The 22768-nt window shown below is 53.7% G+C and carries 17 protein-coding genes and 1 pseudogene; 15 read left to right on the top strand and 3 right to left on the bottom strand.

The genetic code is table 11. The annotated features are described in order from the left end of the window. Nucleotides 1–3 precede the first annotated feature (3 nt). The 3 genes and pseudogenes from A6395_RS05545 to A6395_RS05535 form a co-directional block, all read right to left on the bottom strand. Nucleotides 4–1545, bottom strand: coding sequence for a maltose/glucose-specific PTS transporter subunit IIC (locus A6395_RS05545; RefSeq protein WP_071398237.1), 1542 nt, complete (start codon nt 1543–1545; stop codon nt 4–6). A 132-nt stretch (nt 1546–1677) separates the two neighbouring features. Then, entirely contained in the window at nt 1678–3129 is a 1452-nt protein-coding gene (locus tag A6395_RS05540) for a 6-phospho-beta-glucosidase (protein WP_071398236.1), read from the bottom strand. Nucleotides 3130–3165: 36 nt separating this feature from the next. Then, nucleotides 3166–5072 (bottom strand): annotated as a pseudogene (locus A6395_RS05535) (beta-glucoside-specific PTS transporter subunit IIABC). A gap of 419 nt (nt 5073–5491) precedes the next feature. On the opposite strand from A6395_RS05535, the gene A6395_RS05530 reads away from it, so the two are divergent. From A6395_RS05530 to A6395_RS05460, 15 genes are all read left to right on the top strand, one after another. Then, nucleotides 5492–6919 carry a polysaccharide deacetylase family protein gene (locus A6395_RS05530; RefSeq protein ID WP_084812957.1) on the top strand — a complete coding sequence of 476 codons (1428 nt, stop codon included), beginning with the start codon at nt 5492–5494 and terminating at the stop codon, nt 6917–6919. Beyond that, nucleotides 6912–8768: a glycosyltransferase family 2 protein gene (locus A6395_RS05525; protein ID WP_071398235.1), complete on the top strand. Its 1857-nt coding sequence runs from the start codon at nt 6912–6914 to the stop codon at nt 8766–8768. The genes A6395_RS05530 and A6395_RS05525 overlap by 8 nt, the downstream gene beginning before the upstream one ends. Nucleotides 8769–8778: 10 nt before the next feature. Then, nucleotides 8779–10494: a polysaccharide deacetylase family protein gene (locus tag A6395_RS05520; RefSeq protein ID WP_252100515.1), complete on the top strand. Its 1716-nt coding sequence runs from the start codon at nt 8779–8781 to the stop codon at nt 10492–10494. A gap of 17 nt (nt 10495–10511) precedes the next feature. Then, nucleotides 10512–11534 carry a glycoside hydrolase family 18 protein gene (locus A6395_RS05515; protein WP_071398233.1) on the top strand — a complete coding sequence of 341 codons (1023 nt, stop codon included), beginning with the start codon at nt 10512–10514 and terminating at the stop codon, nt 11532–11534. A gap of 18 nt (nt 11535–11552) precedes the next feature. After that, nucleotides 11553–12845, top strand: a complete 1293-nt coding sequence (locus tag A6395_RS05510; RefSeq protein WP_071398232.1) for a nucleotide sugar dehydrogenase — start codon at nt 11553–11555, stop codon at nt 12843–12845. 80 nt (nt 12846–12925) lie between these two features. Further along, nucleotides 12926–13381, top strand: coding sequence for a hypothetical protein (locus tag A6395_RS05505; RefSeq protein WP_071398231.1), 456 nt, complete (start codon nt 12926–12928; stop codon nt 13379–13381). A 207-nt stretch (nt 13382–13588) separates the two neighbouring features. Further along, on the top strand, nt 13589–14347 hold the full coding sequence (locus A6395_RS05500) for a YveK family protein (RefSeq protein WP_071398230.1): 759 nt from the start codon (nt 13589–13591) through the stop codon (nt 14345–14347). Then, the gene (locus A6395_RS05495; RefSeq protein WP_071398229.1) at nt 14313–15008 is read left to right on the top strand and encodes a CpsD/CapB family tyrosine-protein kinase; all 696 of its coding nucleotides are present in this window, start codon (nt 14313–14315) and stop codon (nt 15006–15008) included. The genes A6395_RS05500 and A6395_RS05495 overlap by 35 nt, the downstream gene beginning before the upstream one ends. A gap of 10 nt (nt 15009–15018) precedes the next feature. Then, a complete protein-coding gene (locus A6395_RS05490; protein WP_071398228.1) occupies nt 15019–16236 on the top strand; it encodes a glycosyltransferase in 1218 nt (405 codons plus the stop codon). Continuing rightward, entirely contained in the window at nt 16233–17159 is a 927-nt protein-coding gene (locus A6395_RS05485) for a glycosyltransferase family 2 protein (protein WP_071398227.1), read from the top strand. Before A6395_RS05490 ends, A6395_RS05485 begins: the two co-directional genes overlap by 4 nt. Nucleotides 17160–17174: 15 nt before the next feature. Further along, complete coding sequence (locus A6395_RS05480; protein WP_071398226.1) at nt 17175–18224, top strand: EpsG family protein; 1050 nt, start codon at nt 17175–17177, stop codon at nt 18222–18224. Nucleotides 18225–18243: 19 nt separating this feature from the next. Beyond that, nucleotides 18244–19806 (top strand): oligosaccharide flippase family protein, encoded by a 1563-nt coding sequence (locus A6395_RS05475; RefSeq protein ID WP_071398225.1) that lies wholly within the window; start codon nt 18244–18246, stop codon nt 19804–19806. Between the two features lie 11 nt (nt 19807–19817). Then, a complete protein-coding gene (gene wecB / locus A6395_RS05470) occupies nt 19818–20969 on the top strand; it encodes a non-hydrolyzing UDP-N-acetylglucosamine 2-epimerase (protein ID WP_071398224.1) in 1152 nt (383 codons plus the stop codon). 3 nt (nt 20970–20972) lie between these two features. After that, on the top strand, nt 20973–21614 hold the full coding sequence (locus A6395_RS05465; RefSeq protein ID WP_071398223.1) for a sugar transferase: 642 nt from the start codon (nt 20973–20975) through the stop codon (nt 21612–21614). A 108-nt stretch (nt 21615–21722) separates the two neighbouring features. After that, nucleotides 21723–22766 carry a polysaccharide biosynthesis protein gene (locus tag A6395_RS05460; RefSeq protein WP_071398222.1) on the top strand — a complete coding sequence of 348 codons (1044 nt, stop codon included), beginning with the start codon at nt 21723–21725 and terminating at the stop codon, nt 22764–22766. The last annotated feature ends 2 nt before the right edge of the window (nt 22767–22768 follow it).

Raw genomic sequence — 22768 nt, 5'->3', positions numbered from 1 at the left:
TCGTTATTCGCCCCGGCCTAACGCCTCTTGGACTTCATTCTTAATAATTGTAACAGAAGGACCGTAAATTACTTGAATCCCATTTCCTTTTTGCACGACCCCGTGGGCGCCCGTCGCCTTCAACAAATCCTCACGGACGTGTTGGTGGTCGTTGACGGTGACGCGGAGGCGTGTCGCACAGCAGTCGACCGTGTCGATATTGGCATCGCCACCGAGTGCTGCGATGATTGCTGTCGTACGGTCTGATGCATCGACGTCGGCTGTCTTAACAGCTGTCTCATCCGAGCGACCTGGCGTCATGAAGTTGAACTTCGTGATAAGGAAGCGGAACGTCACGTAGTAGAGCAAGAACCAGAAGGCACCGATGACCGGTACGAGCATCCAGTTCGTCTTGTCATTTCCCTGTAAAACCCCGAATAAGATAAAGTCGATGAACCCGCCTGAGAACGTTTGACCAATCGTGATCTCGAAGATGTGGGCCATCATGAAGGCGAGTCCGTCAAAGATGGCGTGGACCAAGTAGAGGACCGGTGCCACGAACAAGAAGGCGAACTCGAGCGGTTCCGTGATTCCCGTCAAGAACGACGTGAGCGCCGCTGAGAACAAGAGACCGAAGACGACTTTTTTCTGTTCTGGTTTCGCACAGTGATACATGGCTAGTGCGGCACCGAGGAGACCGAACATCATCGTAATGAAGCGACCTGACATGAAGCGGGCCGTCCCTTCATAGAACTGGGTCGTGCTCGGGTCGGCGAGCTGGGCGAAGAAGATCTTCTGCGTCCCTTCAATCAAAGTCCCGTCGATAACCAGTGAGCCCCCGAGGCCGGTCGTCCAAAATGGGATGTAGAAGATGTGGTGCAACCCGAACGGTCCAAGCATACGGAGGACGAACCCGTAGATGAACGTCCCGATATAGCCTGTCTTGTCGACAAGTCCACCGAGCGAGAAGATGCCGCTCTGCACGGTCGGCCAGATGAAGTAAAGTGCGATTCCGACACCGATGGCGACGAACGATGTGATGATTGGAACGAAGCGCGATCCACTAAAGAAGCCTAGGAACTGCGGCAGTACTTGCTTGTTGTAACGGTTATGCAAGAGCGCCGTCACAATCCCGATCAAAATCCCGCCGAAGACACCGGTCTCGAGCGTTTGAATCCCGAGCGCCATCCCTTGGCCGGCACTGGCGAGATCCGTTTCCATCAATTCACCCGTGATTTGAAGCATGGCGTTGATGGTGGCGTTCATAATCAGATAACCGAGCATTGCGGCGAGTCCCGCTGTCCCTTTATCCGATTTGGCGAGCCCGACCGCGACTCCGATCGCGAACAGGACAGCCAAGTTGGCGAAGACGATCGACCCGGCTGCGGCCATGATGGTGAATAAATGCTGAAGCCAGGTGATGTCGAGGAATGGATACGCCTGGACCGTGTTCGGGTTCGAGAGCGCCCCTCCGATCCCGAGTAAGAGTCCCGCTGCCGGTAAGACAGCGATGGGCAGCATAAATGATTTCCCGAATTGTTGTGCCCGTTCAAATAAACGTGACATGAGATAAATCCCCCTTAAAATTATTTTCACCTGAATCATATTATGAAAAATATTTTTATGCAAGCGTTTACGGTAAAAATCTTTTGACAAAAAAGTCGAACCGATCACTGGGACCGGTTCGACTGTTGGTGCTTATGTGGTTTGGGCAGAGGACGTCAGATTGGTCCCATTCGTCGCGATGACTTGTTTGTACCAATCAAAACTCTTCTTCTTCGAGCGGGTGAGCGACCCGTTTCCTTCATTATCTTTGTCGACATAGATGAAGCCGTAGCGTTTCTTCATCTCGCCGGTGGAGGCGCTGACCAAGTCGATTGGCCCCCAGCTCGTGTAGCCGAGGATCTCGACGCCGTCCTTGATGGCCTCGTGCATCTGCTCGATATGTTTCGCCATATAGTCGATGCGGTAATCGTCTTCGACGTAGCCGTTCGAATCTGGCGTATCGACGGCCCCGAGTCCGTTCTCGACAACGAACAGTGGCTTTTGATAGCGGTCGTACAACTGGTTCGCTGTGATGCGGAAGCCGGTCGGGTCGATCGTCCAGCCCCATTCCGACTTCTCAAGGAACGGGTTCTCGAGCGAGCTGAAGATGTTCCCTTCGGTCGATTTGTTGATCTCGGGGTCGGTGCTCGTCGTCCGGCTCGCGTAATAGCTGAAGCCGATATAGTCGACCGTGTATTCTTTCAACAGCTCGAGGTCGCCGTCTTCCATCTGGAGCGTGATACCGTGCTCGTCGAGGTAGCGTTTGGCGTAGCCTGGGTATTCGCCGCGTGACTGCACGTCGATGAAGAAGAATGATTCACGGTCCTTGTCCATCGCGTCCAAGACGTCGTCCGGGTTGCACGAGTAGGCGTACGTCTGACCAGCCGCGAGCATGCAGCCGACCTGCATATCCGAATTGATGGCGTGTGCCGCCTTGACCGCTTTTGCGCTCGCGACGAGCTGATGGTGCGCCGCCTGGTATTTTACTTGTTGCTTGTCTTCACCGTCCGCGAACACGAGCCCAGCACCGATGAACGGTAGGTGCAACAGCATATTGATTTCGTTGAACGTCATCCAATACTTCACTTTGCCGTTATAGCGGGTGAAAACGGTCGTCGCGTACGTCTCGAAGAAGTCGACGACGCAGCGGTCGCGCCAACTGCCGTAATTTTTGATCAGGCTGACCGGCACGTCGAAGTGGGCGAGCGTGACGACCGGTTCGATGCCATGTTTTAATAGTTCATCGAATACATCGTCGTAAAACTTCAGTCCTGCTTCATTCGGTTCCGCGTCGTCGCCGTTCGGGAAGATCCGCGCCCACGAGATCGACAGGCGGAGCGCCTTGAAACCCATTTCAGCGAACAGGGCGATGTCTTCTTTATAGCGGTGATAGAAGTCGATCGCCTCGTGCGACGGGTAGAATTCACCTGGCACCGGCTCGAGCGACGGTAAGTCACCGAACATGACGTCGAACCGTTTTTTTCCGGTCGGCAACAAATCGACCGTCGTCAGCCCTTTCCCGCCCTCTAAATAAGCACCTTCTGCTTGGTTCGCGGCGATTGCGCCGCCCCATAAAAATCCGTTTGGAAAACTCATCAAATCCATCCTTTCTATGATCGGGAGGGATTGTCCCTCCCGTCGTTATTCGTTGATGACAAAGATTGGTTCGCCCGCGAGGACACGTGTCGCCTGGATCGGAGCAATCTTCTGCCGGTTTGTGACGATGACAGGTGTTGTGAGAGCACGACCTGAGCGTTTGATAGCCTCAATGTCGAACTCGATTAACAGCTGACCCTTCTCGACGAACTCGCCTTGCGTGACGTGTGCTTTGAAATGTTTGCCTTCCAATTGTACCGTATCCATGCCGATATGGATGAGCACCTCGGCACCAGTCTCGGTCGTGATGCCGATGGCGTGGTGGGTTGGGAACAGTGCCGACACCGTGCCCGAGACTGGTGCGACGAGCCGGCCTTCCGTCGGTTCGATGGCGATGCCTTGACCGAGTGAGCCCGACGAGAAGGCGGCGTCCGAGATGGACGAGAGTTTCACGACATTCCCAGCGAGTGGACTAAGGATCTGTTCTTGCCCGACTTTTGTCGCTGACACTTCTTCTGCGACGGGTGTGACTTCTGGTTGTGGCGTCGCGGCGACCGCTTGATTGACGCCACCGAACAAGTACGTCAAGACGAAACCGACGACGAAGGCGACGGCCGTCCCGATGAGTGAGCCGTAGAAGCCGGAAGTGATGCCTTCTGGCGAGATGTTCGACGGGTAGCCGAACACGCCGAGTCCGCCGATGATATACACTTGCGTGCCCATGACACCCATGATGGCACCACCGATACCACCACCGATACAGCTCATGATGAACGGTTTTTGAGCGGGAGCGTAACCCCGTAGATGGCTGGCTCGGTGACCCCGAAGATGCCTGAGATGAACGCCGGGATACTGAGCGTCTTGATTTTTTGATTTTTAATTTTGAGGAAGACGGCGAGTACGGCACCGATTTGCGCGAACGAGGCTGCGAAGACGAGTGCGAGTACCGGGTCAGCACCGAGTGACGTCAAGTTGTTAATGGCAACTGGGATGAGACCCCAGTGGAGGCCGAAGATGACGAACACTTGCCAGAAGCCGCCGAGGAAGAGGCCGGCGACGAGAGGACTCAAGTTGTAGACGGCGACCGTCGCGCTACCGAGCAACGTGCCGGCCCATGTCGCGATTGGCCCGATCAAGATGAACGTGAGTGGGACGATGACGAGAAGCGTCAAAAGTGGGACGATAAACATTTTGATGACGTCCGGGATGACAGTCTTCAAGAACTTCTCGAGCTTCGCTGCGAAGAACGCCGCGATGATGATCGGAATGACCGATGTCGAGTACGTCATCAAGATGACCGGGACACCGAGGAACGTGATGTGGATCGGTGATTCAAACATCGTGCCGGCGAAGACGGAGTAGAGCGGATCACCGGCCGTGAGCGTCGACAGCGTCGGATAGACGAGCGCCGCCCCGATAGCCATCCCGATAAACGGACTGCCGCCGAACTTCTTGATGGCCGTATAGCCGAGGAAGATCGGGAAGAAGTAGAATAGCGAGTCACCGATGGCGTTCAACAGCTGATACGTGCCGGATGTCGCGTCGAGCCAACCGAGAGCGACGAAGAGGGCGTTGAACCCTTTGATCATCCCGGTCGCGGCCAAGACGCCGAGGACAGGGGTGAAGATGCTAGAGATAATGTCGATGAAGCGGCTGAACAGTGACCCTTTCGGTCCTTCCTCTTCTTCAATAGGCGACTGGTTTTGGAAGCCGCCGACTTCGACGACTGCCTTATAGACGTCCGGGACGTGGTTGCCGATGACAACCTGGTACTGGCCGCCACTCTTCATGACAGTGACGACATCATCCATGCTTTTGAGCGCTTCGGTATTAGCTTTGCTTTCGTCTTTCAATTTAAAACGCAATCGGGTAATACAGTGGACAACGCTGTTGACGTTTTCTTTGCCGCCGACGTGCTTGATAATGTCGCGTGCGAGCTGTTCGTACTTCATGTCCATTCCCATCCTTTACGTTGAATTTGGTTTGTTCAAATAAAAAACCTGACCCGTGTCAGATGGGATACGTAACGAGACGTATACCGATCTGACGCGAGTCAGGTTATGCCCACTAAAGGTAACATTCCTGCGCAGGGAACCATTCAGTTGTTATTTGATACTTGAAATGTAGCACGTGTCAAAACGAAATGTCAACGCTTACATTTACAAATATTCAGATTTATTTATTTAGACAAAAAGTGAAAAGACCTAGATATTAAACGATGGAGTGGGTGAATAGTATCAGCTTTAACTAGCCCTTTAAACCTAAAGTATTGACCAAACATTGAAAAAATTCACTCTCTCAGTGAAACATTTTCATATGATGGACGTACTGTACGTAAAAACCATCATGACGAAAATGAAAGGAGTCTTCTATGAAATTTTATGCATTCATCCCATTCCTATTAGTCAGTACGGTGCTCCTGGCATCTTGTCAAGAAGAGCAAGTGCGTGAGACCGTGAAACCATCACTCGACATCCCGCAAGTGGAACAACAGGCAAAGCCGCCACTTGCGACTGTTCAAACGACAACCCATTCTATCGCATTGACCTTCAATGGATTGGCCGACGATCAGACGATGACAGCGCTGTTGGACGCATTGAAGCGTGCCAAGATCACAGCGACATTTTTCGTTCCAGGTATGCAAGCGGCAGAGAACCCTGAACTCATTGAAACAATCCTTGATTATGGTCATTCCGTTCAAAACAATACGCTCAATCTAGTGGCACCTGATGCATTGTCTTATGAAGAGGCTTATCGGGAAATCTATTTGGCCGATCAAGTGTTACGCGAACGGTTTGCCCTCGAGCCGAAGTATGTCCGTTCGAAATCTGGTGATAGCACGGAGCCGTTCGAGTTGGCTGCCGCACAATTGAAGCAACGTGTCGTGACGTCGACCATCAATCCGAAAGACAGAATGATGCAGTCTGCTGAGGAAATGCTCGCCTACATTGACCGGTTTGTCTCTCGTGGCGCGATTATTGAGTTAAACACCTATTTGAACCCAGAAATCATTCCGTTGATCGACTTGTTGGCAGAGCGAATAGATGAGCGAGGGTATGCTTTCACTTCGTTAGAAGAACTGGAGGATACAAGCTATGTCACCGGGAATCCAGTCGCTTCGAATGGTCTCGTGATTCAAACAAACGATGCGGACGTATCGCCAAATGTGATTCGTCAATTTAAGACGGATGAACGAGAAGTCTCCTTGACGTTTGATGATTGGGCCGGCGAGGAGCAGACGCTTCAACTTCTCGATCTCTTGGACCGCTATGATGTGAAGGCCACGTTCTTCTTGATTACAAAAGGTGTCGAGCAGAATCCTCAACTGGCTCGATTGATTTTAGAGAGGGGGCATGAAATCGCGAGTCACTCTTACAACCACCAAGTCGTGACGGAGATGACAGCGGATGAGCTACAACAGGACGTCGTGCGCTCTGACAAGATTCTAACGACGGCCCTTCAACAAAAACCGCTCAATTATTTTCGTCCCGCGCAAGGCATCATGAATGACGAACAAGCCCGCAACATCACGGCTACGGGCGTCGATTACATCATGCTCTACGACATCGCATCTTGGGATTGGAACATGGAGATCGAGCCGGAAGAAGTATACGACCGAATTATGACGGCAGTCGAACCCGGAAGCATCATCACCATGCATCTCCTTGACGAGTCGCATACGTTAGACGTGTTGCCGAACGTAATCGAAACATTACAACGAGATGGATACGCCATTCAACCGATTTCAACGATGTTAGAAAAGGAGGGAGCTGTCGACGACAGCGAACGAGATGAATGAACAACAAGAGACAATCCTTCAACCGCTTCAAGACAGACGGATATTATCCAATATCCCGGATCCGGAAGGGGTGCGCCGGGCAATTGACCGGCGTGGGTTTCTCGAAGAGGAAATCAACGAGAATCCGAATGAATTGTATAAGAAGAAATTAGAAGGTCAGCGCTATATCGTTGATTTTCCGGTTAAAGTTACATACAACAAACAAGCCGCGACACTGCGGTGTCATAACATCTCCACGACCGGGATTTTACTTGAACTGCCGGCAGGGGAACAGGAAACTGCGTTCGAGGCGGCGGTCCATCTGAAATTCACGATTCCGGACGGCGCGATGCCGGAAGGGTATGAAGCGAAAGTGAGTATGCCGGCAAAAAAAGTACGGACTTTCGTTGAACAGATTGATGGAGAAGAAGTCCGATTCATGGCGTTCATCTTTGAAAAACCGCTCGACCTGTATTTCAAACGACGCCGCTGGGGTCTATCCATTTTTATGGCGAGCGCCTTCCTCTTGTTCATCACGATGCTCGTGCTATTGATGCGAGCGGAGAGCGTCATTTATTTCCGTTTCAATAAATTCTTATATTTTTATAGTTTGTTGGCGGCCACGTTTTTGCTCAGTCGCTATGTCTTCGGCCTCCTGTATCGTAACGTCCCGATTAACCTGGATTATGAACCGGGCGTGTCGATTATCATTCCAGTATTCAACGAAGAGGAGTGGATTGAGCGGACCATCATCAGTTGCATCGATCAGGCGTACCCGATTGAAAAGTTGGAAGTGATTGTCGTCGATGACTGCTCGACCGACCGTACCGCCGAACGCGTCAGACATGGATTCGATAAGGTCAATGCCAACGGGAAACGGTTCAAGACGAAAACGAGGATGCGATTCCATGTGTTAAGTGAGAACGCAGGTAAGCGAGAAGCGCTCGTCGTCGGCGTGAACATGGCACGACATGATTTGGTTGTCTTTGTCGACTCAGATAGCTTCTTAGAGCCGACCGCAATTCGAAATCTCGTTCAACCGTTCCAAGACCCGGAAATGGGCGGCGTTGCCGGACGGACCGAAGTGGAGAATAAATTCACGAACGCCCTGACGAAACTGCAGACGGTTCGCTATTACGTCGCGTTTCGCATCATGAAGGCGGCCGAATCGTGGTTCGATTGTGTGACGTGTCTCTCGGGACCGCTCTCGTGTTATCGAAAAGATCTCGTCCTCAAAAATTCAGAGGACTGGTTGAACCAACGTTTCCTAGGGCACCCGGCCACGTTTGGAGACGACCGTAGCATGACGAATTTCATCTTGAAGACGCACCGGACGAGCTACCAAGATCTCGCCGTGTGTTCGACGATTGTCCCATCAAAGACGGGCGTATTTTTACGCCAACAGATGCGGTGGAAACGTTCATGGTTGCGTGAATCGCTTCGTGCCCTCGGATTTGTATGGCGCAAGGAGCCATTCATGGCCGCATTCTTCATCGTCGGATTGATCGTCCCGATTGCTGCACCAATCGTCGTGACGTACAACTTGATTTACGTACCGGCCCGCTATGGCATTTTCCCGACGACCTTTTTACTCGGATTGCTCTTGATGGCATTGATGATGAGCTTTGCGCATCTCTTTTTCCGAAAGAGCAAACTATGGTCGTTCGGAATCGTCTTCGTCCTCTTCTATGAATTCGTCCTGCTTTGGCAGATGCCGGTCGCCTGGGTCACGTTTTGGAAGTCGACGTGGGGGACGCGGGACACGCCGCAAGACGTGCTCGAACAGAATCGAAAGCAAGAGCGACGGACGAAACGCCGACCGTTTCCGTTCTTTGCGATGAAGGGAGACAATCGCGACGATGGGCAATAAATCATTCAATGTGGCACCCAAAAATCGACGAAAGCGGATCAGTACGGTGATTCAAGCCGTCATCCTACTGTTCCTCGTCATCACGCTCGTGCGCGTCGTTTGGATCACAGAGCGCTATGAGCCAGCTGATGGTAGTGGATATACGAATACAGACGGATTTGTCGCCCTGTCGTATTTCGGTGTGGCCCGAAACGAGTCTACGAAATATGTGGGGCGTGATACGTTGCGGCAACAGTTGACCCTGTTAAAAGAGCAAGGCTTTGAGACGATCTCGCAAGACCAAGTGACGGACTTTTTAGAAAAGGGCAAACCGCTTCCCGATAAAGCGCTATTCTTGTCGTTCGAAGACGGGAGGAACGACTCCAGTATTTTTGCACAGCCGATCCTCGAGGCTTTGAACTATCGCGCGACGATGTTCACATATGCGGACAAGATGGATACGTCCGACACGAAGTTCCTGAAACCACGCGACTTGTCGCCGATGATGAAAAGCGGTTATTGGGAGCTCGGGTCGAACGGCTATCAGCTGACGTATATCAATACGTTCAATGACAAGGGTGAACATTTAGGGGTCATCCCTGAAAATGATGTCCCGGATAAAACGGAGATTGAATACTATAACCATTATTTGATGGACTATTTACGAGACGAGTATTTGATCTCGACCGAGTCCAAACGGGAGATGGAAGAGCGGATCACAGACGACTATGCGCGCATGCAGTCAATCTATGAAGAGTCGTTCGGGTTCGTTCCGAAGAGTTATGCCATCATGCATGCGAATTCGCTCTATAACAACATGAACGATTACGTGGAAGCAATCAATGACCAAAACATTCGCGAGACGTTCGGGATTCATTTCAACCGGGATCGGAACGCGTTCAACGACCAGAATTCCGATGTGTATGATTTAACGAGAATTCAAGCGATTCCGTCGTTTTCGGTGAACCATTTGCTGATGAAGCTGAAACAAGACTCCCCGTTTCCAATCACGTTCTTCGAAGGGGACACCTCACTCGCCTCGCGCTTTAGCAAGACGAACGCTGTGTTAGAGGCAGAGAAAGACGAATTGATTGTCACCACGTACCCAGGGAAAGAAGGCTATGCGACATTGCAAGACGAAGTGCCAGCAGAAGCCACCGTGGCGATGCGGTTGACCGGAGCTGTCATGGGCGAACAGAGCATCGTGTTACAGGACGCCGACAGCGGGAAGAGCCACATCCTGGTCTTCGCGAAGAACACGTTGACGTTGTATGAAGAAGTGAACGGCGAGCGACGGGAAGTCGATCAAGTGGCGCTGGCCCCAATCAAGTGGGACGGGACCGATTTCGCGTTTAACAAAGCCACGCAATATACGTATGAAGACACGCAAGCAGGGTCACGGATCGTCGACGGGGAATACCCGCGCACGTTGCCGAACAATCGGCAAGTAGAGCTGCGTCTTGGCACCGATACATTGAACGTCTCGGTAGATGGAGAAGCCTTGATTAGTGTAAAGTCTGATCCGGCCGACACGTTTTATGTGAAACTCGGGGGGCGAGCGCTTCAATCCGAGACCGGTTATCAAAAAGATGAGGGCGCTATTTACGATTCGTCGTTCGAAGCGCTAAGGATTACGAAAGAGGATGAGTCAATCTACGACACGACGCCGACACGTACAGAACGCATGGCGAGCCAAGTGAAGACGCGTTGGGACCGGACCGTTGATTACTTTATCGAAACGTTTTAACAAAGGGAGTACGTGTGATGAAACGAATAATGTATCCGCTGTTGCTGCTGACGCTGCTCGGATTGTATGGCTGCGAGGAGGCGTCAGCGCCAACACAAGAGACCGAACCTGCGCATGACGTGTCATGGTGGCTCGTTGATTGGGCCAGCGAAGCGAGCGTGACCGATACGGTCGCGGCTACCTCGGGACTGAATCGATTGATGCTGTTCACGAGCTACGTCGATGCGTCGGGTCATCTCTTTCAGACCGATGAGGGCAAGGAACTGATTGAGACCGTCTTTGCCACCGCATCGATTGCCGATAAACCAATATTTTTGACTGTGGTCAATGATCGATTCGTCGATGACAAGATCATCCAGAAGGACCCAAGCGTGATCACTGACCTCCTTGACAACCCAGACCTTGAAGCGCAGTATTGGCAACAACTTTTCAACTTGTTGGAGCGTCATCCTTTTACAGGAGTCGAGATGGACTTCGAGAAGATTCCGCCGACACGTTTTGAGGACTATATAGCATTTTTAGAACGGACCAAAGAACGGTTGCGTGAAAAAGGGATGACGCTGCGCGTCATCTTCGAACCGGGCACCCCGTTTGAGGATGTTACGCTGCCCTCTGGGATCGAGTACGTCGTCATGGCGTATAACTTGCACGGGTTCCACACACCGGACGACCCAGGACCGAAGGCGACGTATTCGTTCTTTGACCAGTTATCCGAACGAATGACCTCAGGTACCGATTGGACGGTCGCGCTCGCGGCAGGCGGCTTTTTATTCAAAGACGGTCGTGTAACATCGCTGACCGAACTCGACGCCCTGGACATGCTACCCGAGGGGACGAAGATTGAGCGGGACCCAGCGAGTAGCGTACTCCGTGCGACTTACGTCGAGGACGGTGTGCCAGCATCGCTCTGGTGGGCCGATGGCGAGACGATGACACGGTGGATGGCGTATTGGGAAAAGCATCATGATTTCCACAATTTTTCGTTATGGCGTGCCGGAGAATGGTCCGACAGCTCATTAAAAACTATATCGACATGGTGATGAGAAAGAAGGCGCAACATGGAGTTAAAAGAAACAATTGGCATCATTGGGCTAGGCTACGTCGGGTTACCGCTAGCAATCGAATTTGCTAAGTATTTTGACGTCGTTGGCTATGACACGAACCACGAGAAAGTAGACGCATATCATCGGAAAATCGATGTCACTGAAGAAGTCGGTGCACGGGCGCTGGCAGAGACGTCGGCCACCTTGACGACGTCAAAGGAAGAGTTGGCAACGTGCACGACATACATCGTCACAGTTCCGACTCCTATCAATGCAGACAAAACACCGAACCTTGACCCGATTATTCAAGCTACCCGACAAATTGCCAGCATCTTGAAGCCCGGAAACTTGGTTATCTACGAATCGACCGTGTATCCGGGCACGACGGAAGAGATTTGCGTCCCGATTTTAGAGGCAGAGAGCGGGTTCGTGTATCGCAGTGATTTTCAAGTCGGATATTCTCCCGAACGAATCAATCCAGGTGACAACGTTCATAAGCTGACGACGATTCAAAAGATTGTATCTGGGTGTGATGAACAGACGTTGGAACGTATCGATGCCTTGTACCAAACGATTATTCAAGCAGGGACGTATCGTGCGCCCTCCATCAAAGTGGCCGAAGCGGCGAAAGTGATTGAAAATGCGCAACGGGACATCAATATCGCGTTCATGAATGAACTGGCGATGGTATTCGAGCGCATGGAGATCGACACGCAAGACGTATTGGCGGCTGCCAGGACGAAGTGGAACTTCTTGCCGTTCCAACCGGGTCTGGTCGGTGGGCATTGCATTGGGGTCGACCCGTACTACTTTATGTACAAAGCAGAACAACTTGGCTATCATTCACAAATCATTTCAGGTGGTCGGGCCGTCAATGATTCTATGGGAGAGTTTGTCACGCAGCGAGTAATCAAACAGTTGATTCGTCGTAAATCATTGTCGGGAGCGATTCGGGTTGGTATTTTAGGCGCCACCTTTAAAGAGAACTGCAGTGACGTACGGAATTCAAAAGTGTTTGATATCGTATCTTCTTTGACAGATTATGGGATTGAAGTGCTCGTCCACGATCCGGTGGCGAATGCGGAAGATGTGGAAACCTATTATCGACAAGCGCTCGTCTCTAAAGAGAAACTCAGTGGTTTGGACGCGCTCATCGTCGCTGTCGGTCACAAAGTGTTCCGACTTGACTATCCGTTGAGTGAATTACGTTCGATGTTAAAACCGGAGGCAAACACGGTCTATGACGTAAAAGCGATTTATTCGAAGGATGAGGGAACGGCAATTGGGCTAGAGTTATGGCGACTCTGATCGAAAGACGGAGACAAGGTTGAAACCATGACGGATTCGTTCACATATGTAAAGTCATGACAAAATAAGGAGATGTGACTATGAGACGTGAACAACATATCCGTCGCCTCGTCGACTACGCACGGCAAGGCAAAGCAAAAGCGATTATGATCGGAGCCGGTTCCATCTTCCTGACGAGCACGTTCCTGCGAACGGTCGACCTCTCACAACCGCTCCTCATCGGACTCGGGTTTCTCGGCGTCGTCCCGTTGCTCGTGCGTGAATGGAAACTCGGGACAATCCGGAGTACATTCAACGATGACGCGACGTATCAACGGCTCATCCGTTTCCCGTTTTGGCTGACGCTGTTTGGCCTCCTTGTCTTGTACGCGTTGCTTGGGTGGTTTGAAACCGGCTCACCGGGGACGTCGTTCTTTCTAGCGCTCGGTGTCCTGTTGCTTGGCATGTTCCTGCTCCAACGCACCTTCGACCGCATCATCTTAAAACTCGAACCCGACTACATCACCGACCGTGAACTGCATCGCGAACTGAACTGACCGACCGTCTCCTCGCGAGGCGGTCTTTTTTTAGGTCCAAGTTCCTAAAAAGACAAAGAACGAAACGGAACGGCAACATGACATGATGTTGCGAAAAAATGATAAATGATTCCCTCCGATTGTCAAGATGAACAGGGAAAGAACGTATTACGGTAGGTTCATGCCTTATTTCTGTCGTCCATCTTGTCTGTAGGGAGGGAAACATTTATGAATCAGCAAACGACGATCGTCGGTGATCTCGTCGAGGTACTTAAAAAAAGCAAATGGCTGCTCATCCCGTTCATCCTGCTTGGCGGGCTCGCTGCTTATTATGTGAGCACGACGTTCATCCAACCGACGTACGAGGCCTCGACGCAAGTGCTCTTAGTGACCAATCAAGAAGGCGATCGCGTCGACAGCTCGGAAGTGCTCTCGTCGCTCTCGCTCGTCAATACGTATCGGGTCATCATGAAGAGCCCGGCGATCTTGAACGAAGTGAAAGAACGCGTCCCGAACGCGCCAGACCCGATCAGTGACGCGCTCACGGTCGAGAGCGAGGAAGAGTCGCAAGTCATCAACGTCGTCATCACCCATACGGACGCGGCGGCGGCGGCGGAGACGGCGAACGTCATCAGCGAAGTGTTCGCGGACGAGATCCCAGACTTGATGAGCATCGACAACGTCCGCATCTTGTCGCCGGCTGAAGTGCCGCTCACCCCGATCTCACCGAACGTCCTCGTCAATACACTGATCGGTATGTTCGTCGGCTTGTTCGTCGGCGGGCTGATCGGTCTCTTGCGCCATGTGTTCGACAAACGGATTCAAAACGAACAAGAGGCGGAACGGCTCCTAGACCTTCCCGTCATTGGGTCGGTGCCGGTCATCGAACGGCGTGACATGAAATCGAAAAAAATAAAAACGAACACCCCTAAAGGGAAAGGAGAGGTCCCTCATGTTCCTGAGAAAAAAGAACGACAATCTTCCTGATTACGGGCAGCGTGATTTGATCACGCTCGCCAACCCGAAGTCGCCGATCTCGGAGCAGTATCGGACGATCCGGACGAACCTCGAGTTCACGTCGATCGGTCAGAAGCTACAGATGATCAACGTCACATCGGCCTCGACCGGGGAAGGGAAGTCGACGACCGCGGCGAACCTTGCCGTCGTCTATGCGCAGCTCGGAAAGCGTGTCCTCCTCATCGACTGCGACCTTCGTAAACCGACGGCGCAGTTCACGTTCAACCTCTCGTCCCAAGCCGGGCTATCGACGATTCTCGTCGGACGGATTTTGCTCGAGCGGGCCATTCAAAAGACGGGCGTCGAGCGGTTGTCGCTCCTCACCGCAGGACCGATTCCGCCGAATCCGACCGAGCTCATTGCTTCTAACCAGATGGTCGAACTGCTCGACGAGGTGCGCCGGCAATACGATATCGTCATTCTCGACGCACCGCCGATGATGCAAGTGGCGGACGCCCGTCTGCTCGCAAAAATCGCTGACGGCACGATTCTTGTCATCGGCTGCGAGAATTCGGAGCGCCAACTCGTCGTGAAAGCGAAAGAACAGCTCGAGCGGACCGGGACGCATATGCTCGGCCTCGTCTTGAACAAGCGGAAGAGCAGACGGCATAAGTATTACGCGTACGAGTGAGGTGGCGACGATGAAAATTCTCCATATTAACGCGATCAACGACGTGAAGAGCACTGGACGAATCTGTAAAGAACTCGCATCTGTCCATCACGACTGCGGACACGAGACACGTGTCGCCCATTCGACGGGACCGGTCACCGAGGCGAGTTACGTCATCGGCGATCCTGTAGACGTGAAGCTGCATGCGTTACACGCCCGCATCACCGGACGGCAAGGCTACGGCTCGAAGCTCGCGACGGAGAATTTGGTCCGTGACATCGAGCGCTACGCTCCGGACGTCGTCCATCTCCATAACTTGCATGCCAACTACGTTCATCTCAGGACGTTGTTCGAATACTTGGCCACACGCGACATCCCGACCGTGTTGACGCTCCATGACTGCTGGTTCTTCACCGGAAAATGCACGCATTACACGACGGTCGGATGCAACAAGTGGCAACACGGATGCGGTGACTGCCCGCAACTCAAAGACGATATCCCGAGCTGGCTGTTCGACCGGACGAGTGAGATGCTCGACGACAAACGTCGCTGGTTGACGGCGATCCCGCGTCTCGCCGTCGTCGGGGTCTCCGACTGGATCACGACCGAGGCGCGCTTTTCGTTCCTCCAACACGCTACCGTATTGCGGAGGATCCATAATTGGGTCGACCTCGACGTGTTTCGTCCGGTCGACGCGACCGAGCTCCGGGCACGGCTTCAGTTGGCCGATAAGATGGTGCTGCTCGGTGTCGCGAGCACGTGGAGTGAGGCGAAAGGGCTCGGTGCCTTCCTCGACCTCGCGGCGGCACGTCCGAACGACGCATTTCTCTTGATCGGCCGGCTTGGCGCCACCGAGCTCCCGGCCAACGTCATCCACGTCAACGAGATGAACGACGCCCGTGAGCTCGCCCGCTACTACGCGCTCGCCGACGTGTTCCTCAACTTGTCGGAACAGGAGTCGTTCGGCAACGTCACGGTCGAGGCGATGGCGTGCGGGACGCCGGTGCTCGTCTTGGACGCGACCGCGAGCCCGGAACTCGTCACCGATGACACGGGTGTCGTCGTCGCGACACGGGGACTCGCCGATTTGAATTACGGGATCGAGCGCATCTTTGCCCGTGGCAAACGGTCGTACAAAGACGCGTGCGTCACCCAGGCCCGGACGCACTTCGCGCTCCGTGACCGCGCCATCGACTACTTGGACGTCTATGCGACGCTCCGACACGAGAAAGTGAGGAATATCCTATGAAACCACTCGTCTCGATCGTCATCCCGGTGTATAACGGGAGCAACTATTTGGCTGAATGTATCAACAGCGCCCTGGCCCAGACGTATACGCACATCGAAGTCATCGTCGTCAATGACGGTTCGACCGACGGAGGAAAGACGGCGGATATCGCCACGAGTTACGGCGACCGGATCCGTTACATCGAGCAAGTGAACGGCGGCGTCTCGAGCGCGCTCAACCGTGGGATCGACGAGATGCGTGGCGACTACTTCTCTTGGCTCAGCCATGACGACTTGTACGCCCCGCGGAAGATCGAGGCGCAGCTCGAGACGATCGAGCGGGAAAGGCTCGACCCGTCGCGGACGATCCTCGTCACCGGCACCCGCTTCATCGACGAACACGGTGCCCTGATCCGGCGTTACCAGCGCAAGTTCACCGGGCTGTATCGAGCGGGTGAGATGTTCCGCCACTTGATGTTGACGTCGAGCCTGAACGGTTGTGCGCTCTTGATCCCGCGCGAGGCGTTCGCAACGCGTCGATTCTCGCTTGAAGACCGATTCATCCAAGATTGGATGTGTTGGGTCGAGCTCGCGCTTGACGGGTTTGACTACTACTTGACCGATGAGCCGCTCGTTCTGTCCCGGATTCACGGGGCCCAACAGACGAAAAAGATTGCCCACCGTGCCGAAATCGAATCGGACCGCTATCTCAGCCAGTTACTCCTTGATGTCGAGCGCCGTCCGGACGCGGGTACGCTCATCCCAATCATCTTGCGCCATACGTTCAAAGAAGACGCGGCGGCGGTGCGTGAAGCGTATCTCGCGACCAGGGACGTGCGCGACTATTTCAGTCCGTTCGAACATGGGCGTCTGCGGTTCAACGGACTGTTGATCTCGAACTTGCTGTCGCTCTATCGGGGCGTCACGAACCTCATCTATCGTTAGAAAAGAGGCGACCTCATGACCATCTATCTCGTCAACATCGCACTGCTCGTCCTCTGGGCGATGCTGCTCATGCGTTCTGACACGACTTACAGGCGTGGGTGGTTCGTGACGTTCGCGACCATCCAGTGGATCGTCTTGTCGGGATTTCGTCACATCTCGGTCGGGGACGACACGGCGCAATACGGAGCGCTTTTCCTTGCGACGAAACCGTTGCCGCTAGAAGCGCTGACGCGGGACTTCTTTACCATCGTCTTCACCGAGAGCGAGGACCCGGGCTATTATGTGTTCCAGCGGCTCACCCAGTTCGTCATCTCGGACTATCAACTGTATCTCGTCTTGATCGCTGTCCTCTTTATGGTACCGCTCGGTTACTTCATCTATAAATATTCGAGCGAGCCGCTCATCAGCTTTTTGTTGTTTTCGGTCCTGTTTTATGAATTTTTCGCCGTGACGGGGTTACGTCAGACCGTGGCGACGGCGCTCGTCGTCCTCGTCGGTTATCACTTCGTCCGGGCCCGCAAGCTCCTACTGTTTCTCGTCCTCGTGCTCGTCGCTATGACGATCCATAAGTCGGCGCTCGTGTTCTTGCCGTTTTATTTCTTGGCGAACCGGCAACTGACGAAAGCGTACATTCTCGGCATGCTTGGCTTCATCGTCACCTTGTTCGTGTTTCGGGGTCCGTTCTTTGAGATGTTGGTGACGTTGTCTGGCTACGACACGTATGACTACATGAATGGGGCAGGTGCAATCAACTTCAGCGTCATGCTCCTGTTCGTCCTGTTCGTCGCCTTATGGCGGCGCGACGAGATTTTGGCGAACAATCCGTCGGCGACGCATTACTTTAACGCGTTGTTCCTCGCGGCATGCTTCTTGCCGCTCACGTTCATCAACCCGTCGATGATGCGGCTCGTCCAATACTTCACGCTGTTCTTGATCCTGATGATCCCGGAGATCATCAAGACGTTCGAGCGGCGCGAACGATTGCTCGTCTATTACGCGGCGGTGACGCTTTTAGTCTTGTTGTTCCTGCAGGATGCACCGGTGTATACGTTCTTCTGGCAGTAAGGAAGAGAGGTGGAAACACATGTCGACACGCGTCGAGCCCGATGAGGCCGCGAGCACGCGCAAAATTAAATACGGGGCAGCGATGTCGTATACGCAAATCTTTTTCGGCATCTTGTCCGGATTGATCTATACGCCGTGGATGATCCAGGAGATCGGTCAGGCGAACTACGGGCTCTACATGCTAACGATCTCGCTTATCAGCATGTTCGCGATGGACTTCGGGCTCGACGCGGCCGTATCCCGGTTCATGAGCAAATACATGGCCGAAGGGGACGAGGATAAGGCGGCACGCTTTCTCGGCGTCGCCTATAAACTGTTCACCGTCATCGGCTTCGTCTTGTTCATCATCCTTGCGGTCGTCTATTTCTTCCTCGACTCGGTATACGCGGGGCTGACCGCGGCCGAGCTCGACAAGTTGAAAATCTTGTACGTCGTCGCCGGTCTGTTCATCGTCATGTCATTCCCGGCGAAACCGTTCACAGGCATCCTTGTCTCACATGAGTACTTCTTGTTCTCGAGCGCGCTTCACTTAGCGGAGAAGGTTTTAACCGTCGTCCTCATGGTGACGGCGCTCCTCCTCGGCTACGGGCTGTATGCACTCGTCCTCGTCACCGCGTTCGTCGGCACGCTCGTGCTCATCATCGAATACATCTTTATCCATCGGAAGACGACGGTCCGTGCGAACTTCCGGGAACGCGACAAAGGAATTTATAAAGACATATTCGGTTTCATGACATGGAGCACGGTCACGCTCGTCGCCCAACGCTTCATCCTCAACATCACGCCGAGCCTGCTCGGGATGCTCGCCGGCAGTGCCTCGATCGCCTTGTTCTCGGTCGGGATGGTCATCGAAGGGTACGTCTGGACGATCGCGTCGGCGCTCGGTTTCTTGTTCTTGCCGAAAGTGAGCCGGATGCTCACGCGTGACGACAGGGGAGGAATTGCCGTCTTGTTCGTCCGAATCGGCCGCATCCAGCTCTATATCGTCGGATTGATCATCCTGTCATTCTTCGTCCTCGGAAAAGAGTTCATGAGGCTCTGGGTCGGCGAGGCGTTTCACGATTCGTATTACGTCGCTCTCCTCCTCATCGCCCCGAGCCTCATCACATTGACACAAGATATCGGCAACACGACGCTCATCGCCGAGAACAAAGTGAAGTATCGGGCGTATGGCGCACTCATCGTCGCCTGTATCAGCATCACGTTATCTCCGCTCCTCATACCGATTTACGGGCCGATCGGGGCGGCTGTCGCCATCTGTATCGGCAATGTCGTCGGGCTCGTCTTCTACATGAACTTCGTCTACAGCCGCATCCTCAAACTCGACATCGCCCTGTTTTTCCGGTCCTGCCACGTGAGGATTCTTCCAGCGCTCGCGCTCTATACGGTCATCGGCTGGGGCATCCAACAGCTGTTCCCGGCGTCGAACCTGTTCACCTTCGCCTTGAAAGGGGGCGTGCTCGTCGTCCTCTATGGCATCATCATGTGGTTCCTCGCGTTTGATGACAGCGAGAAAGCACTCGTCCATCAAGTGTTCGCCCAAGTGAAGATCCGCATCCTATCCATTCACCATACTTCTTAGGAGGGAACGTTATGAATCGACTCAAAGTGATGACCATCGTCGGCACGCGCCCAGAAATCATCCGTCTCTCGGCCGTCATCGCCAAGCTCGAGGCGTCGGAGGCGATCGAACATGTCCTCGTCCACACCGGACAAAACTACGACTACGAGTTGAACGAGATCTTTTTCGAAGACTTCGGTCTGCGCACACCGGACTACATCCTCGACGCCTCCGCGGACGGGCCGATGGCGACGATCGGCAACATCTTGATCGCGGTCGATCCGGTGCTTAAAGCGGAACGACCGGACGCGGTGCTCATTCTCGGCGACACGAATAGCTGCCTCGCCGCCATCGCCGTCAAACGACATAAAATCCCGATCTTCCACATGGAGGCAGGGAACCGCTGTTTTGACGAACGGGTGCCGGAAGAGACGAACCGCCGCATCGTCGACCATATCGCGGATATCAATTTGACGTACAGCGACATCGCACGCGAGTATCTTCTGAAAGAAGGGCTCCCGTCCGACCGCGTCATCAAGACGGGCAGTCCGATGTTCGAGGTGCTCACGCGCCAGCGAGATAAAATCGAGCGCTCGGACGTGCTCGACCGACTTGGTCTGACGGCAGGCGGCTACTTCGTCGTCTCCGCGCACCGGGACGAGAATATAAGCGCGGATGAGAACTTCTTCGATCTCGTCGACACGTTGAACGCGATCGCCGAGACGTACGACCTCCCGCTCATCATCAGCACGCATCCACGCACCGCCAACCGGATTCGCGAGACCGGGGTGACGCTGCACCCGAATATTCGAACGCTCAAGCCGCTCGGGTTCAGCGACTACGTCCACTTGCAAAGCCATGCGAAAGCGGTACTCAGCGACAGCGGGACGATCAGCGAGGAGAGTTCGATCCTCGGGCTGAAGGGGTTGAATATCCGCCAAGCACACGAACGGCCCGAAGCGATGGAGGAAGGGGCGGCGATGATGGTCGGCTTGAAACGCGACCGCATCCTCCAGGCGCTCCGCGTGTTAGAGGAGACGGATACGCCGATGCGACTCGTTTCCGACTACGCGATGCCGAACGTGTCCGACAAGGTGCTCCGCATCGTGCTGTCGTACACGGATTATGTGATGCGTGAAGTGTGGAAACAGACTCCAGGGAGTCCGCTCAAGAAGGAGGTGTGAGGGATGCGCTATTTGAATCAAAAGCGGAAACTCGACATCGTCTTGAGTTCGCTCGCACTATTTTTGCTAGCACCGTTGCTCGTGTTGATCGCGATTTTGATCAAACTCGACTCGAAAGGACCGGTCCTGTTCAAACAGCAGCGCGTCGGTCAGGACGAGAAGTTATTTTGGATTTATAAGTTCCGGACGATGCGGGACGACACGCCGAAAGACGTGCCGACCCACATGTTCGCCGACCCGACGAAACACATCACGCCGATCGGTAGCGTCCTAAGGAAGACGAGCCTCGACGAACTCCCGCAACTCGTCAACATTTTAAAAGGCAACATGGCGCTTGTCGGTCCGCGGCCGGCGCTGTGGAATCAGACCGATTTGATCGAGGCGAGACGCGCAGAAGGCGTCTCCCCGGTCAAACCAGGCTTGACCGGGTGGGCGCAAGTGAAAGGACGCGATGAGCTCCCAATCGAGGTGAAGGCGAAGTTTGACGGGGATTACGTCCGGCACATGGGTCACCGTATCGACCTCGTCTGTATCTTGTTGACGGTCCGAAACGTCCTCCTGCGCAAAGGCATCATCGAAGGGCAGGTCGAACCGCCGACCATCCCGTTGAAAGAAAAAGAGATGACACATGTTGCGAAAAAATGATAGGGGTTTCCCTTCTATTACCAATTCATTTCAAATTTGGCGGGTAAAAGACTTCATACACAACCTCCTGACCTCTTAGACAATGCAGATTAGAAAGGAGACTCGATCATGTTTTCGAATAAGACTTTGCTCATCACCGGCGGGACCGGCTCGTTCGGCAACGCCGTCATGGAACGGTTCCTCCATACGGACATTAAAGAAATCCGAATCTTCTCACGCGACGAGAAAAAACAAGAAGACATCCGCAAGCGCTACAACGATGACAAACTAAAATTTTATATCGGTGACGTGCGCGATTCGAATAGCGTCAAGAACGCGATGTACGGCGTCGATTACGTGTTCCACGCCGCGGCGCTCAAACAAGTCCCGTCGTGCGAGTTTTTCCCGATCGAAGCCGTCAAGACGAACATCCTCGGCACCGAGAACGTCTTGAACGCTGCCGTCGACGCCGGTGTCGCGAAAGTGATCTGCCTGTCGACCGACAAGGCGGCCTATCCGATCAACGCGATGGGCATCTCGAAAGCGATGATGGAAAAAGTGTTCGTCGCCAAGGCGCGCGCCGTCGGTCCGGACAAGACGCTCATCTGCGGCACCCGTTACGGAAACGTCATGGCGTCCCGCGGCTCGGTCATCCCGCTCTTCGTCGAACAGATCAAAAACGGGGAACCGCTCACCGTGACCGACCCGCTCATGACCAGGTTCTTGATGAGTCTCAGTGACGCGGTCGAACTCGTCGTGTTCGCCTTCAATTATGCGCACGCGGGCGACATCATGGTCCAAAAGTCACCGGCTTCGACGATTGGTGACCTCGCCGAGGCGCTCAAACAATTGTTCCAAGTCGACAATCCGGTCAAAGTCATCGGCACCCGGCACGGCGAGAAGACGTTCGAGACGCTCATGACACGTGAAGAACACGTCCTCGCTGAAGATATGGGCGGTTTCTTCCGTGTCCCGGCCGATAACCGTGATCTCAACTACGATAAATACTTCAGTGAAGGCAGCAGGGAGCTGACGGTCCAAGGCGAGTACAACTCGAACAACACCGAACAGCTCGGCGTAGAAGACGTGAAACGGCTGTTGTTGACGCTGCCCTACATTCAAGCAGAACTCGCAGCTTGGCACGTGCTGAGCTCGACGAAGCGGATCGGGTGAGG

This window comes from Exiguobacterium sp. SH31 (assembly GCF_001816105.1).
Lineage (GTDB): Bacteria > Bacillota > Bacilli > Exiguobacteriales > Exiguobacteriaceae > Exiguobacterium > Exiguobacterium aurantiacum_A.
Note: the sequence above shows the minus strand (reverse complement) of the source record. Positions and strands in the feature narration are given on the sequence as shown.